Below are 13,302 nucleotides of genomic sequence, written 5' to 3' on the forward strand. Positions count from 1 at the left end.
TCCTGGTGCTGTACCTGGTCCGCATGGACGTCCGCCTGCCCGCGGACATGCCGCCCGCCGAGGCGGAGGAGATCAAGGCCCGTGAGAAGGCCTACTCGCAGTCCCTCCAGCGCGAGGGGCGCTGGCCGCACCTCTGGCGCGTCGCGGGGGAGTACGCGAACTACTCCGTCTTCGACGTGGACAGCCACGATGAGCTGCACGGGCTCCTGACGAGCCTGCCGCTCTTCCCCTACATGGACATCGATGTGACGCCGCTGGCCCAGCACCCCTCCGCCATCGCCTGAAACCTGTGCCACCGCAAGCTTTGCGCACCCGCAAGGGCAGGGCCGATACTGGGACGATGGAGAAGATCGGGTTCCGCACTCGCCGCGATCAGGTGGACGCCGTGATGAGGGCCGCCGACGTCCTCCTTCGTGTCGCTGCGACCTCCGTGGTCGAGGTCGAGGACCTCGTGACCACGCCGCAGCTGCGCGTCCTCGTGTTCCTGGGCTTCCGCGGCCCGCAGAACCTCGGTGCCGTGGCGCGCGAGCTCGGCGTGCACGCCTCGAACGCGACGCGCACATGCGATCGGCTGGTCGTCGCGGGGTTCGTGAGCCGCCGGGACGATCCCGCCGACCGGCGGTTCCTCCAGCTGGACCTCACCCCCAAGGGGCGCGAGCTCGTGGAGACCGTGATCGAGCACCGCCGGCGCGCCATCGCGGACGTGATCGGCAACGTGCCCGCCGGCTCCCGGGAGGCCGTGGCCACCGCGATGGCCGCCTTCGCGGACGCCGGCGGCGGCCTCGGCACCGAGGACGGCAGGTTCACCCTCGGCCTCGGCGGCTGAGCAGGCCGCCCGCCGTCAGCGCGGACTGCCCTTCAGCGCAGCTCCCCCGCCGCGAACACCAGCGCGATCGCCGCGTTGACGGCTGCGGCGCGGCGGCGCCTCGGATCCGCGCCCGCCAGCGCCGCCATCGTGACGGCGTGGATCACGTCGACCGCGCCGCCGAGGCGGTGGAGCGTGCGTCCCCCGCGGGCCGTCACGAGCGCCTGGACCAGGTGCCGGGCCCCGAGGACGCGGATCACCGTGCGCGCGCGGTCATCCGGCCGGTGGCCCAGGAGCAGGCGCTCCACCGCCCCCGGGGCCACCAGCTCGACCGTCCCGTAGGCCGCCCGGACCGTCTCGAGGGGCCTCACCGGGACCTCCGCACCAGTGCGCCGACCGCCGCGGCCGCCCCGGCCAGGACCACCCCGGCCGCGGCCGCCACCGCCCCATGGTGCTGCGACGCGACGAGCTGGAAGCTGCGCGGGGAGGACTCGGCGTCGAACACGCCGTGCGCGCCGAAGTCGCGCTCGGAGTCGGCGGGCTCCCAGAGGTTCACCGGCTGGTCCGGGTCCCGCGGGTCCGAGGTCTGCTGGGCCTTGAAGCCGGTCTTGGCCAGATAGCGGTCCAGGATCCCCGGCGCCACGGCATTGGCGATGAGCGTGGCAGCGGTGCTTCCGCCCACCCAGTACTCCCGCCGCTCCGGATGCGCGGCCGCGTGGAACACTCCGCGGGCCGCGACCTCCGGCTGGTAGATGGGCGGCACCGGCTGGGCGTGGTTCGGCAGGCGCGAGAGCACCCACGAGAACTGGGGCGTGTTCACCGCCGGCATCTGGACCATGGTGGTATGGATGCCGCTGTGCTCGTGGAGCAGCTCGGTGCGGAGGGACTCGTTGAAGCCCTGGATGGCGTGCTTGGCGCCGCAGTAGGCCGTCTGGAGCGGGATGCCGCGGTAGGCCAGCGCCGAGCCGACCTGCACGATCGTCCCCCGGTTGCGGGGCCGCATCCGCTTCAGGGCGGACATCGTGCCGTAGACGAAGCCGAGGTAGCTGACCTCGGTGACGCGCTTGTACTCCTCCGGCTCGATCTCGTGGAACGGCGAGAAGACCGAGGTGAACGCGACGTTGACCCACACGTCGATCGGACCGAGCTCCTTCTCGACCCGCTCGGCGGCTGCGTCGAGGGCCTCGTGGTCCGCGACATCCACGCGGATCGGCAGGGCCGTCCCGCCGGCGGCCTCGACGTCTGCGGCGGCCGCGGCGAGGCCCGCGTCGCCGCGCGCGAGGAGGGCGACGGCGTCGCCCGCCTTCCCGAAGGCGATCGCCGACGCGCGGCCGATCCCTCCGCTCGCCCCGGTGACGACGACGATGCGGCGTGCTGTTCCCATCTGGACCTCTCCTTCGGTTCTGGCGGTTCTGTCGGTGCTGGCGTCTGTCCGCGCTGGCGCGGGCGTCCCGTCAGCTCGTGTGCGGTTCGATCCCCCAAGTGGCGGTGTGGGATTCCCCGGGCTCCAGGGTGAGGAGCCCCTCGCCGGAATTGAAGGCGTCCGGGGCGCAGGTCATGGGTTCGACGCCCAGGCCGGTGCGGCGCCGATCCTCCTGGGGCAGGCTGTCCCCGGTGAAGATCTCGAAGTAGGGGTAGGCCTCGTCAGCCCACAGGGCGATCGCGGGCGAGCCGTCGGGGTGGGCGAGCCGGACGCGCGCCCGGCCGTCGTCGTCGCGCGCGAGATCGGTGTAGGTCACGTCGATCTGCCGGGTGCCGAGGGGCTGCGGGCTGCGCAGGTCGTACTGGGTGCCCTCCACCGGCTCGTGCCCGGTGGGGATGCCCTCGGCGTCGACCGGGAGGTACACGCTGCCGGGTACCTGGGCGTGCGCCCCGTCGATGACGCGCGTGCCGACGGTGAGATAGGGGTGGGCGCCCGTGCCGAAGGGGCACGGCGTGCTGCTGCGGTTCACCGCGGTGGTGCGGACGGAGAGGCCCGAGGCGTCGAGCCGGTACTCGAGGCGGCACGAGAGGACCCAGGGCCATCCCTGGCAGGCGTGCTGGGTGTGGACGAGGCTCAGGTAGCTCTCCGACTGCTGCTCGACCTCCCAGTTCGCCCAGCGGGTCAGCCCGTGGATCGCGCCGCCCTTCGCGGGCTCGCTGAGGTCCAGCTGTTCGGTGCGGCCGTGCCAGTCGTAGCGCCCGTGGCGGATGCGGTTGGGCCACGGGATGAGGGACTGGCCGCGGGCGCCGGTGCACATCTCGTCCTCGTCGTAGCCGTCCAGGACGTCGTGGCCGTCCACCGTGTAGCGGCGCAGGGCGCCGCCGACCTCGGTGACCAGGGCGGTCTGCCCTGCGAACGCCAGGGTGAACTGTCGCCCCGAGGGCGGCACAGCCTCCTGGGCGGCGGGGGTGCCTTCTCCTGCGTCCATGCTGCCGCTCCCTTCCGTTCGGGATGCTCCCGTGATGGAGCACCGCTCGGTCCGTTCGCAACGGTTGCGTACCCGCAATGGTCCACGGCGAAACACCGTCGCGCCTTCCGAGGGCGCCTCGGGGTGAAAATTATTGCGTCAACGCAACGATTGCCCTAGCCTGCTGCCATGGTTGGCAGCGTCGAGGAGTTCCCGCCCCATGTCCTGCGCGAGTACGCGATGCTGGCCGACGGGGAGCGTGCGGCGCTGCTCGGGCCGCGTGGCGACATCGTCTGGATGTGCGCGCCGCAGTGGCACGATGATGCCGTCTTCTCCTCCATGATCGGCGGTTCCGGCAGCTTCGCCGTGACCCCCACCGACCCCCGGTTCGTCTGGGGCGGCCGCTACGAGGACGGGACCCTGATCTGGGTCAGCCGCTGGATCACGCCCGGCGGGATCGTCGAGTGCCGCGAGGCCCTCGCCTACCCCGGCGACCCGCACCGGGCCATCATCCTGCGCCGGATCAGGGCCGTGGAGGGGCCCGCCGAACTGCGCGTGGTGGTCGCTCCGCGGGCGGGCTTCGGCCGGCACCGGATGTCCCGGCTGCGCGAGGACTCCGAGGGGGTGTGGAGCGCCCGCACGGGTCCGCTGCAGATCCGGCTGACGGGCGCGGCCGGGGCGAAGGCGGTGGACGGCGGGCTCGAGTTCACGGTGCGGCTGGAGGAGGGGGGCCGGCACGACCTCGTCCTGGAGGTCTCCGACGCCGAACTCCCTGCCGAGCCGGTGCGCCCGGACGAGACGTGGAGCGCCACCGAGTACGGCTGGCACAAGGAGATTCCCCAGTTCGAGAACACCATCGCGTCCGACGACGCACGGCAGTCCTACGCGGTGCTCCGCGGCCTCACCGGGGCGGGGGGCGCGATGGTCGCCGCGGCCACCATGGGCCTGCCCGAGCGCGCAGAGCAGCGGCGGAACTACGACTACCGCTACGCGTGGATCCGGGACCAGTGCTTCACCGGGATCGCGGTCGCCTCGTGCAAGGAGTTCCCCCTCCTGGACGACGCCGTGGCCTTCGTCGCCGCGAGGCTCCAGGAGGACGGGGCGCAGATGCGCCCGGCCTACACGGTCGACGGCGGCCGCGTGCCGGACGAGCACGACGTCGGCCTTCCGGGCTACCCGGGCGGCTCCGGCAAGGCCGGGAACTGGGTCAACGACCAGTTCCAGCTCGACGCGTTCGGGGAGGCCCTCCTGCTGTTCGCCACCGCGGCCGACCACGACCGTCTCGACCTGGACCAGTGGAAGGCCGCGGAGATCGCGGTGGAGGCGATCGCGCAGCGGCACGACGAGCCCGATGCCGGGATCTGGGAGCTGGAGCCCGCGCGCTGGGCGCACTCCCGCCTGATCTGCGCCGCGGGCCTGCGGGCCATTGGCCGGCATGCCCCCGCCCGGCAGGGCTCCCGCTGGACCTCCCAGGCCGACGAGCTCATCGCGGACGTCACGAAGGACTGCCTCCACCCCAGCGGCCGCTGGCAGCGCGCCCCCCACGACGAGAGGGTCGACGCCGCACTCCTCCGGCCGGTGCTGCGCGGCGCGCTCGCCCCCCAGGACCCCCGGTCCGTCGCGACGCTGGCCGCCGTGCGGGAGGACCTGGCGCGCCACGGCTACGTCTACCGGTTCCGGCAGGACGAGCGGCCCCTCGACCAGTCCGAAGGCGCCTTCCTCCTGTGCGGGTTCGACCTCGCGATGGCGCTGCACCAGAGCGGTGACCCCATCAATGCCGCGCGGTTCTTCGAGCGCAACCGGGCCGCGTGCGGCACGTCGGGGCTGTTCACCGAGGAGTACGACGTCGAGCAGCGCCAGCTCCGCGGGAACTTCCCGCAGGCGTTCGTGCACGCCGCGATGCTCGAGGCCTCGCGCCGGCTCGCGGACGAGCCGCCGCCGTGGGGCGGCCTCAACACCTGAGGGCCGTTACGGCGTCGTGGTGGCCTGCCGCTGGAGGCCGCCGACGAAGAACATGATGAGGATCAGGAGCACTGCCGCCACCGGGCCGTCCCCCCAGCCCAGGCCCCCCACCTCCGGGCCCTTGCCGGTCCAGTCTGCGAAGGAGGCGCCGAGCGGACGCGTGAGGATGTAGGCGCTCCAGAACGCGGCGGTCTCGGGCAGGCCCACCGAACGCCGGCTGAGCAGCGGAACGGCGAACAGGGCCGCGAAGACGATGCCGGCAGCGAGGAACCCGAGCCCAGCCGTGTAGGCGAGGAGGTCTCCCGCCGCCGTCCCGAGGGCGAAGGTGGCGCAGACCGCGGCCCAGTAGAACAGCTCGGACCGGCCGGCGGTCACGCTGTGGATGGACAGCGTCCCCTCGGTGCGGTGCCAGAGCCAGAAGATCCCCGCCAGCACCACGGCGAATCCGGCGGTCGAGGCCGCATAGGGCACGGCGAGGACCACGTGGAGCACGTCCGCTGCCATGGTCCCGAAGACGGCGACCATGGCCACGGCCGCCCAGTACACCCATGGGACGTACCGGCGCATGCGCAGCTGCAGGGCCAGCGCGGCCGCGAAGAGGAGGAAGGCGCCGCCGACCGCGAGGTACGGGTCCACGGTGGTCACGAGGGCGTCGGAGGCCGACTCGCCCAAGGCGGTGGTCAGGAGCTTCACCGCCCAGAACGCGGCGGTGACCTCGGGGACCTTCCGGAGTGCGGAGGCCTGCTGCAGGCGGGGACTGGCCGCGGTCGGGCCGGATCCGGGACGTGTCATGGGATGAGGCTAGGGGCTCCGGTCTAAGCGATCTCTAAGAACTCCCCGTCCCGGTCGTGTCCGGCGGCAGCCTTCCGTAGGCTAGGCGCGGAACGCCCGCGGCAGCACCGCGGGACGTCCAGCAGACCGCAGCCGAGCGAAGGGGACCCTATGTCCTACACAGCAGCCGATGACCGCTATGACCGCATGGAGTACCGCTTCACCGGCAGGAGCGGGCTCAAGCTCCCGGCGCTCTCGCTGGGCCTGTGGCAGAACTTCGGCAACGACCGGCCCGAGGACACCCAGCGCGCCATCCTGCGCCGGGCGTTTGACCGGGGCGTGACCCACTTCGACCTCGCGAACAACTACGGGCCGCCGTACGGCCGCGCCGAGGAGAACATGGGCCGGTACCTCAAGGACGACTTCGCGCCGTACCGCGACGAGCTCGTCATCTCCACCAAGGCCGGGTGGGACATGTGGCCCGGCCCCTACGGACAGGGCGGCGGCTCCCGCAAGTACGTGCTCGCGAGCCTGGACCAGTCGCTCAAGCGGCTCGGCCTCGACTACGTGGACATCTTCTACAGCCACCGGTTCGACCCGGACACGCCGATCGAGGAGACCATGATGGCGCTCGACGCCGCGGTCCGCTCGGGCCGAGCCCTCTACGTGGGCATCTCCTCCTACTCGGCGGCGAAGACCCTGGAGGCCGCGCAGATCGCCCGCGACCTCGGCACCCCGCTGCTCATCCACCAGCCCTCGTACTCGATGCTCAACCGCTGGATCGAGGAGGACCTCCTCGACGAGCTGGCCACCCAGGGCATGGGCTGCATCGTCTTCACCGCCCTCGCCCAGGGCGTGCTCACCGACCGCTACCTCAACGGCATCCCCTCGGACTCCCGGGCCGCCCGCAAGGGCTCGACCATCCAGGAGGGACACCTCGACGAGGCCACCCTCGCCCACGTCCGCCGGCTCAACGACATCGCCGCCGCCCGCGGGCAGAAGCTCGCCCAGCTCGCCCTGCAGTGGGCACTGCGCGATCCCCGGGTGACCTCCGCCGTGATCGGGGCGTCCTCGGTCGAGCAGCTCGACACGAACCTCGACGCCCTCTCCGGGCCGCCCCTGACCGCCGAGGAGCTCAACGCGATCGACCGCGACGCCGTCGACGCCGGCGTGAACCTCTGGGCCAAGCAGACCGCCGAGTAGGGCCGCCGGCGCTCGAGGCGGAGCCGGTCGAGAACCGACCGGCTTTGGCCTCCGGCTCGCGGCGTGCCGGCCATATCTGACGGCGTGTCTGGACAGCGGCCGCCTGAAGTCGGTCGGATTCGCCCTGCCCCCGCATCGCAGGGACATGCCCCCGCATCGCAGGGACATGACCCCTCAACGCGGGGGAGGCCCGCCGGTGCTCATCGCCGGGCGCGGGTCTCCTCAGCGTGTGGCAGGCTCCTTGGGCGCCGGGGAGGCCGGGGCCCCGGGGGAGGGCGTCCGGGCCAGGCGGGAGGGCCACCAGATCGCGCGCCCCACGTCGTAGGCCACGGCCGGCACGAGCAGCGACCGCACCACCACGGTGTCCAGCAGCACCCCGAACGCGACGATGAAGGCGATCTGCACGAGGAACAGGATGGGGATGACCCCGAGGGCAGCGAACGTCGCCGCGAGCACGATCCCCGCGGACGTGATCACTCCGCCGGTCAGGGAGAGCCCGCGCAGGATCCCCGGCCGGGTCCCGTGCGCGAGCGACTCCTCCCGCACCCGGGTCATGAGGAAGATGTTGTAGTCCACGCCCAGGGCCACGAGGAACACGAACCCGAACAGCGGCACGGCGGCGTCCGCCCCGGGGAATCCGAACACGTGGTTGAACACGAGCGCCGAGACTCCGAGCGCGGCCGCGTAGGAGAGCACCACGGAGCCGATGAGGATCAGCGGTGCCACGAGCGAGCGCAGCAGCAGGATCAGCACGAGCAGGATCACGCCGAGCACGAGGGGGATGATCCTGCGCAGGTCGGCCTGCGCGGTGAGGTTCGTGTCGAGCGCGATGGCGGTCACGCCGCCCACGAGCGCCTGCGGGTCGACGGCGTCGAGCGAGGACCGCAGGTCGGTCACCGTCCGCTCGGCCTCGGCGGAGTCGGGCTGGCTCGCGAGCACGGCGTTGACCAGCACCCGCCCGTCGCGCACGACGGCGGCACTCGCCCCCGCGCCCGGCGCACCGGGCGCCGTGGCCCCGGCATAGACGGAGGCCGAGCTGATGCCCGGGGTGTCCTGGACCTCCTTGAGCACCTCGGCCGCCCGGTCCTGGGCGGCCACGACCACCACGGGGCTGCCGGAGCCGGCGTCGAAGTGGCGGGCGAGGGCCTGCTGGCCGGCCACGGAGTCGGTCGCGGTGAGCACGAGCTGGGTCTCCTCGACCCCGTTCGCCTTGAGCTGGGGCAGCCCGGCGGCCCCGAGGCACAGGAGCACGAGGGCCACGATCCACGTGGTGCGGGGTCGCCGGGCGATGAGCCCCCCGACGCGCCGCCACAGGCCGCGCACGCCCTCGAGCCCCTCGGGCGAGCCGGACGGGTCGCCCGCCGTGTCTCGGCCCGCTGCGCCGCGGCCCGCCGTGCGGCCGCCCGCCGTGCCCCGGGCGGCCGAGGCCCCGGCCCCCGCGGCGGGTGCGGCGTGCCGCGGAGCCGCGTGCCCGGCGTCGTACGCGGGACGCAGCGGCCAGAAGGCCGAGCGGCCCAGCAGCACCAGCAGCGCGGGCAGGAACGTGAGCGAGGACAGGAGCGAGAAGGCGATGCCCAGCGCGGCGATCGGCCCGAGGCTGCGGTTCGAGTTCAGGTCGGAGAAGAGCAGGCACAGCAGGGCCAGGATCACGGTGGCGCCGGAGGCGAGGATGGGCTCGAACGCGGCGCGCCAGGCCCGGCGCATGGCGTCCCAGCGCGATTCGACCGTGTGGAGGGCCTCGCGGTAGCGGGCCACGAGGAGCAGGGCGTAGTCCGTCGCCGCGCCGATCACGAGGATCGAGAGGATGCCCTGGCTCTGGCCGTTGAGCGTGATCCAGCCGGCCTTCGCGAACCAGTAGATCGCGAGGATCGCCCCGCACAGCGCCGCGATTGCGGAGAACAGCACCACGAAGGGCAGCACCACGGAGCGGTAGACGAGGGCGAGGATCACGAAGACGGCTCCGACGGCGACGAGCAGCAGGATGCCGTCGATCCCGCCGAAGGCCGAGACGAGGTCCGCGGTGAGCCCGGCGGGGCCCGTGACGTAGGCGCGAAGGCCGCCGGGCACCGTGCCGGCCACGTCCCGCAGGCCGGAGACTACCGCGCGGACCTGGTCTGCGTCCGCGACGGGGACGATGAACTCGGCCGCCCGGCCGTCCTTGGACGGGATGGGGCCGGTCACGCTCGAGGGCGCGCCACCGGTGGGCTGGGCCACCCCCTCGACGGACGCGAGCTTGGCCGCGAGGGGGGCGAGGGCGGCCAGGTCGTCCCGGGAGAGCTGGCTGTCCTTCTCCACGACCACGAGCGCCGGGATCGCGGTGGACGCCGTGAACTTCTCCTGCCAGGCCCGCACCTCCGTGGACTCGGCGCTCGCCGGGAGGAAGGTCGCCTGGTCGTTGCTCGAGACGGAGGAGAGCTTGCCGAAGGTCGGGCCGCCGAGCCCGCTGAGGGCGAACCAGGCGAGGACGAGGAGGGTGGGGAAGAGCCAGCGCAGGCCCCGCCGGAACGTCGTCATGGATGGTCCTCTCGGGGGGCCGCGGCGGCGGCGGGTGCGGTGGGGGCAGGGGCTGGAGCGGGGCCGCCGGCGGAGCGGTCGGCCTCGGCCGCCGCGGCGATCCGCGAGGCCATGCCGCGGAAGATCACCCCATGGAAGGGGAGCACGGAGAACCAGTACAGCCGCCCGGCGAGCCCGTGGGGGACGAACACGGCCCGCTGGGAGTAGGTGCTGCCGGTCCCTCGGGGCTCCACCGTCATCTCGAGCCACGCACGGCCCGGCACGCGCATCTCGGCGCGCAGCCGCAGGAGCCGGCCGGGCTCGAGGGCCTCGACGCGCCACCAGTCCAGGGCCTCGCCGAGCTGGAGCCGGTGCGGGTTGCGGCGCCCGCGGCGCAGGCCCACGCCGCCCACGGCCTTGTCGATCCAGCCGCGCACGGCCCACGCGAGGGGGAACGAGTACCAGCCGTTCTCGCCGCCGATCCCCTCGACCACCTCCCAGAGGCGCTCGGGCGGCGCGGTGGAGGCCTCGGTGCGCACGTCGGTGAAGACGGTGCCGCCGGACCAGCCCGGATCGCTGGGCAGCGGGTCGCTCGGGGCGTCCAGCGGCGAGGAGCTGGCCCAGGTGGTCTCGACCTCGCCCTTGGCGATCTTCCCGAGTGCGAGCTCCACCGCACGCTGGTAGGACGTGAGGCCGCCCTCGGGGCGGCGGACGTAGGCGTCGATGGTGTGCTCCCGGACCACGCAGTCGTTCTGCAGCGACTCGACGAGCGGGATCGCGAGGGCTCGCGGGATCGGGGTCACGAGGTTGACCCACTGGGCCGCGAGCCACGGTGTGAGCACCGGCAGGGCGAGGATCACGGGCGGCCGCAGGCCCGCGGCCTTCGCGTACCCCCGCATCATGTCCGCATAGGTGAGCACGTCCGGGCCGCCGATGTCGAAGGGCTGGTTCACGTCGGAGGGGAGGTCCGCGGCGGCCTCGAGGTAGTGCAGGGCGTCCCGGACGGCGATCGGCTGGACCCGGTTGAGCACCCAGCGCGGGGCCGGCATGACGGGCAGCACGTCTGTGAGGTGGCGGACCATCTCGAAGCTCGCCGAGCCGGAGCCGATCACGAGCCCGGCCTGCAGCACTGCGGTGGGCACCCCGGATTCCAGGAGGATCCGGCCCACCTCGGTGCGGGAGGCGAGGTGGCGGCTGAGCCGGGTGCCGGGGTTGAGGCCGCTGAGGTAGACGATCCGCCGCACCCCGGCCTCCCGGGCGGCCGTGCCCAGCGTCTCGGCGCACGCGCGCTCGCGGGCAGGGAAGTCCGCGTCGGCGTGGCTGCCCATCGAGTGCACGAGGTAGTAGGCGACCTCGGCCCCGGCGCACAGCTCGGCGGCCGCCCGGGGGTCGTCGAGGCTCCCGGTGACCACCTCGACGTCGTGCCCCCAGGGCACGTCGCGGAGCTTGGAGGCGTCCCGTGTCAGCACGCGGACGCGGTTGCCGGCGGCGAGCAGGCGGGGGACGAGGCGGCCCCCGATGTATCCGGTGGCGCCGGTGACGGCGATGACGCGGCTCATGCGGGGGGCTCCTTGGAACGGCGGGTGGGAGTGCGGCCGGGGCGCCCGGCCCTGAGGCGTGCGGCGATCGCCACGGCGAGCACGACGGCGGCCGCGACCGCCGCGGTGCCGCCCACCTCGGGCATCGCGAGGGGGCCGGTGAGCCGCCCCACGGCGATCCAGGCGAGGCCCCACGCGAAGGAGAGCAGGGGCGAGATCCGGCCGCGCAGGGCCAGGGCCACGCCGACGGCGACGGCCACGGCGAGGACGACGATGGCCACCGCCGCCGCGCTGGTCCCGCCGGGCAGGGCGGGCCGGGCCTCGCCGGGGGCGATGCCGAGCAGGGCGGCCACGAGGGCCGCGGCGTTGGCGACCGTGGCCACGCAGATCCACCCGAGGTACAGGCCGAAGGTGCCGTCGGAGACCGTGGCCTCTAGGAAGGAGCCCGCCGGGGTGCTGAGGTGGAGCACGAGCATGCGGCACAGCACGGCGAGGAGGGCGAGCATGACCGCGAGCGTGGTCGGCAGCGCGACGGAGGGCGAGCCGAGCTGGGCCGCCCAGAGCCACGCCGCGTTGAGCAGCATGGACGCGGCCGCCCAGGGGCGCAGGGCCCGCTGCCGCCCGCTGGCGAGGGCGGGGGGCAGGAACTGCCACACGGCGTAGGCCAGCAGGCCCAGGTAGATGAGGCTCCAGATCGAGAAGGCGGCGGCTGCCGGCGCCACGGGCGTGGCTGTCGCGGAGAGGTAGCCGCCGGCGGCGTCCTGGACGGTCGTGCCGCCGAACGCGCCGGAGCCCCAGGCCGCCAGGACGATCGCCGCGACGGCGGACGCGGCCGTGAGGGCTGCGGCGGCCACCGGACTGGGCCGGGCCCCGTGGGCGGTGTGTTCCTGCTGGTGCATCGCTCCCCCTTTACATCCGAACGATCCTAGACAATCATATTTGTAGTTAATCGAGACATCAAGAAGTCGAGAGGACGGGCTGGGAACGGCCCCCAGAGGAGGACCCATGCGATCCGCGACCACGACCCCCGGTCTCACGCTTCCCACCCCCAGGGCCCGCGCCGCCGAGGCCGCCGAGCCCCAGGAGCCTGGCCGCCGGCTCACCTGGGACGAGGTGGGGCCGGCCACCGAGCGGGTCCTCGAGACCTGGGTGGGCGCCTCCCGCGGCACCGCCGGCACCCCCGGGCTCGCCCTCCTGTGGGAGCGGATCGAGGAGTGCCTGCAGGGCGGCAAGCGGCTGCGGCCCCAGCTCGTCTTCCACGCCTACTCGGCCTTCGGCGGCACCGATCCCGAGGCCTGCGCGACCCTCGGGGCCGCCGTCGAGCTCCTCCACGGCGCGCTCGTGGTGCACGACGACGTGATCGACCGCGACTTCGTGCGCCGCGGCCGCACCAACCTGGCCGGGCAGTACCGCGAGGACGCGGCCGCGCGGGGCCTGCCCGACGCCGAGGCCCGCCACCTCGGCGCCTCCATCGCCGTGATCGCCGGCGACCTCCTCCTCGCCGGGGCCTTCCGCCTCGCGGACCGGGCCTGCCGCGACGAGGAGCTGGCCCCGCGGATCGCGGATGTGCTGCACTCCGCCGTGACGGACGCGGCGGCGGGGGAGCTCGACGACGTGCTCATGGCGCACGATGCCGGGCGCACCGTCGAGGACGTCCTCGCCATGGAGCAGCTCAAGACGGCCGCCTACTCCTTCGCGGCCCCGCTGCGCCTCGGTGCCATCCTCGCCGGCGCACCGGCCGACCGCGCCGAGGACGTGGCCCGGGTCGGCATGCTCGTGGGCACCGCGTACCAGGTCATCGACGACGTCCTCGGCACCTTCGGCGACGCCGGCCAGACCGGCAAGTCGGTCACCTCGGACCTGCGCGAGGGCAAGCTGACCGTCCTCACCGCCTACGCGAGCAGCCACCCCGACGTGGCCCGCCACCTGGCCCCCGGCACCGCCTCGCCCGGCGAGGAGGCCGACGTCGACCGCGTCCGGGCGGCCCTCGAGGCCAGCGGTGCCGAGTCCTACGCGCTGACCCTCGCCCACTCGATGGTCACCGACGCGCTCGAGGAGGCCCGCCGCGGGGACCTGCCCCCGGCGCTGCGGTCCGAGCTGACCCGGATCTGCAACCACGTCCTCCACCGGGAGCGCTGAG

At 73.7% G+C, this 13,302-nt stretch carries 12 protein-coding genes; 5 read left to right on the forward strand and 7 right to left on the reverse strand.

Features of this window, described 5'->3' with window-relative positions; translation table 11 throughout:
* The first annotated feature begins 5 nt into the window (after positions 1–5).
* Together catC and ACYVKZ_RS14025 are read left to right on the forward strand one after the other, a co-directional pair.
* The gene (catC, locus tag ACYVKZ_RS14020) at positions 6–284 is read left to right on the forward strand and encodes a muconolactone Delta-isomerase (RefSeq protein WP_460992855.1); all 279 of its coding nucleotides are present in this window, start codon (positions 6–8) and stop codon (positions 282–284) included.
* A gap of 56 nt (positions 285–340) precedes the next feature.
* On the forward strand, positions 341–826 hold the full coding sequence (locus ACYVKZ_RS14025) for a MarR family transcriptional regulator (protein WP_460992856.1): 486 nt from the start codon (positions 341–343) through the stop codon (positions 824–826).
* Positions 827–858: 32 nt separating this feature from the next.
* Here the strand turns inward: ACYVKZ_RS14025 and ACYVKZ_RS14030 are convergent, their stop codons facing one another.
* The 3 genes from ACYVKZ_RS14030 to ACYVKZ_RS14040 all read right to left on the reverse strand — a co-directional run bounded on the left by ACYVKZ_RS14030 (position 859) and on the right by ACYVKZ_RS14040 (position 3,216).
* Positions 859–1,176 carry a hypothetical protein gene (locus tag ACYVKZ_RS14030; protein ID WP_460992857.1) on the reverse strand — a complete coding sequence of 106 codons (318 nt, stop codon included), beginning with the start codon at positions 1,174–1,176 and terminating at the stop codon, positions 859–861.
* Positions 1,173–2,189 (reverse strand): SDR family oxidoreductase, encoded by a 1,017-nt coding sequence (locus ACYVKZ_RS14035; RefSeq protein WP_460992858.1) that lies wholly within the window; start codon positions 2,187–2,189, stop codon positions 1,173–1,175. Before ACYVKZ_RS14035 ends, ACYVKZ_RS14030 begins: the two co-directional genes overlap by 4 nt.
* Before the next feature lie 70 nt (positions 2,190–2,259).
* Positions 2,260–3,216 carry an aldose 1-epimerase family protein gene (locus ACYVKZ_RS14040; protein ID WP_460992859.1) on the reverse strand — a complete coding sequence of 319 codons (957 nt, stop codon included), beginning with the start codon at positions 3,214–3,216 and terminating at the stop codon, positions 2,260–2,262.
* A 168-nt stretch (positions 3,217–3,384) separates the two neighbouring features.
* Between ACYVKZ_RS14040 and ACYVKZ_RS14045 the strand changes: the two genes are divergently transcribed.
* Entirely contained in the window at positions 3,385–5,157 is a 1,773-nt protein-coding gene (locus ACYVKZ_RS14045) for a glycoside hydrolase family 15 protein (protein ID WP_460992860.1), read from the forward strand.
* Positions 5,158–5,163: 6 nt separating this feature from the next.
* On the opposite strand, the gene ACYVKZ_RS14050 is transcribed toward ACYVKZ_RS14045, so the two are convergent.
* Positions 5,164–5,949 carry a COG4705 family protein gene (locus ACYVKZ_RS14050; RefSeq protein WP_460992861.1) on the reverse strand — a complete coding sequence of 262 codons (786 nt, stop codon included), beginning with the start codon at positions 5,947–5,949 and terminating at the stop codon, positions 5,164–5,166.
* Positions 5,950–6,099: 150 nt separating this feature from the next.
* Between ACYVKZ_RS14050 and mgrA the strand changes: the two genes are divergently transcribed.
* On the forward strand, positions 6,100–7,131 hold the full coding sequence (gene mgrA / locus ACYVKZ_RS14055; RefSeq protein ID WP_460992862.1) for an L-glyceraldehyde 3-phosphate reductase: 1,032 nt from the start codon (positions 6,100–6,102) through the stop codon (positions 7,129–7,131).
* 222 nt (positions 7,132–7,353) lie between these two features.
* Here the strand turns inward: mgrA and ACYVKZ_RS14060 are convergent, their stop codons facing one another.
* The 3 genes from ACYVKZ_RS14060 to ACYVKZ_RS14070 are packed head-to-tail and all read right to left on the reverse strand — an operon-like array spanning position 7,354 to position 12,061.
* The gene (locus ACYVKZ_RS14060; RefSeq protein WP_460992863.1) at positions 7,354–9,645 is read right to left on the reverse strand and encodes an MMPL family transporter; all 2,292 of its coding nucleotides are present in this window, start codon (positions 9,643–9,645) and stop codon (positions 7,354–7,356) included.
* Positions 9,642–11,183, reverse strand: coding sequence for an SDR family oxidoreductase (locus ACYVKZ_RS14065; RefSeq protein WP_460992864.1), 1,542 nt, complete (start codon positions 11,181–11,183; stop codon positions 9,642–9,644). Before ACYVKZ_RS14065 ends, ACYVKZ_RS14060 begins: the two co-directional genes overlap by 4 nt.
* Positions 11,180–12,061, reverse strand: coding sequence for a tryptophan-rich sensory protein (locus ACYVKZ_RS14070; protein WP_460992865.1), 882 nt, complete (start codon positions 12,059–12,061; stop codon positions 11,180–11,182). The genes ACYVKZ_RS14065 and ACYVKZ_RS14070 overlap by 4 nt, the downstream gene beginning before the upstream one ends.
* 106 nt (positions 12,062–12,167) lie before the next feature.
* On the opposite strand from ACYVKZ_RS14070, the gene ACYVKZ_RS14075 reads away from it, so the two are divergent.
* A complete protein-coding gene (locus ACYVKZ_RS14075) occupies positions 12,168–13,301 on the forward strand; it encodes a polyprenyl synthetase family protein (protein WP_460992866.1) in 1,134 nt (377 codons plus the stop codon).
* The last annotated feature ends 1 nt before the right edge of the window (position 13,302 follow it).

This window comes from Sinomonas soli, assembly GCF_054782415.1.

Bases quoted from the DNA above. Each gene is read 5' to 3' on its own strand.
- ACYVKZ_RS14025 (WP_460992856.1), top strand. From the start codon at position 341: ATGGAGAAGATCGGGTTCCGCACTCGCCGCGATCAGGTGGACGCCGTG.
- ACYVKZ_RS14035 (WP_460992858.1), bottom strand. From the start codon at position 2,189: ATGGGAACAGCACGCCGCATCGTCGTCGTCACCGGGGCGAGCGGAGGG.
- ACYVKZ_RS14040 (WP_460992859.1), bottom strand. From the start codon at position 3,216: ATGGACGCAGGAGAAGGCACCCCCGCCGCCCAGGAGGCTGTGCCGCCC.
- ACYVKZ_RS14045 (WP_460992860.1), top strand. From the start codon at position 3,385: ATGGTTGGCAGCGTCGAGGAGTTCCCGCCCCATGTCCTGCGCGAGTAC.
- ACYVKZ_RS14050 (WP_460992861.1), bottom strand. From the start codon at position 5,949: ATGACACGTCCCGGATCCGGCCCGACCGCGGCCAGTCCCCGCCTGCAG.
- mgrA (WP_460992862.1), top strand. From the start codon at position 6,100: ATGTCCTACACAGCAGCCGATGACCGCTATGACCGCATGGAGTACCGC.
- ACYVKZ_RS14060 (WP_460992863.1), bottom strand. From the start codon at position 9,645: ATGACGACGTTCCGGCGGGGCCTGCGCTGGCTCTTCCCCACCCTCCTC.
- ACYVKZ_RS14065 (WP_460992864.1), bottom strand. From the start codon at position 11,183: ATGAGCCGCGTCATCGCCGTCACCGGCGCCACCGGATACATCGGGGGC.
- ACYVKZ_RS14070 (WP_460992865.1), bottom strand. From the start codon at position 12,061: ATGCACCAGCAGGAACACACCGCCCACGGGGCCCGGCCCAGTCCGGTG.
- ACYVKZ_RS14075 (WP_460992866.1), top strand. From the start codon at position 12,168: ATGCGATCCGCGACCACGACCCCCGGTCTCACGCTTCCCACCCCCAGG.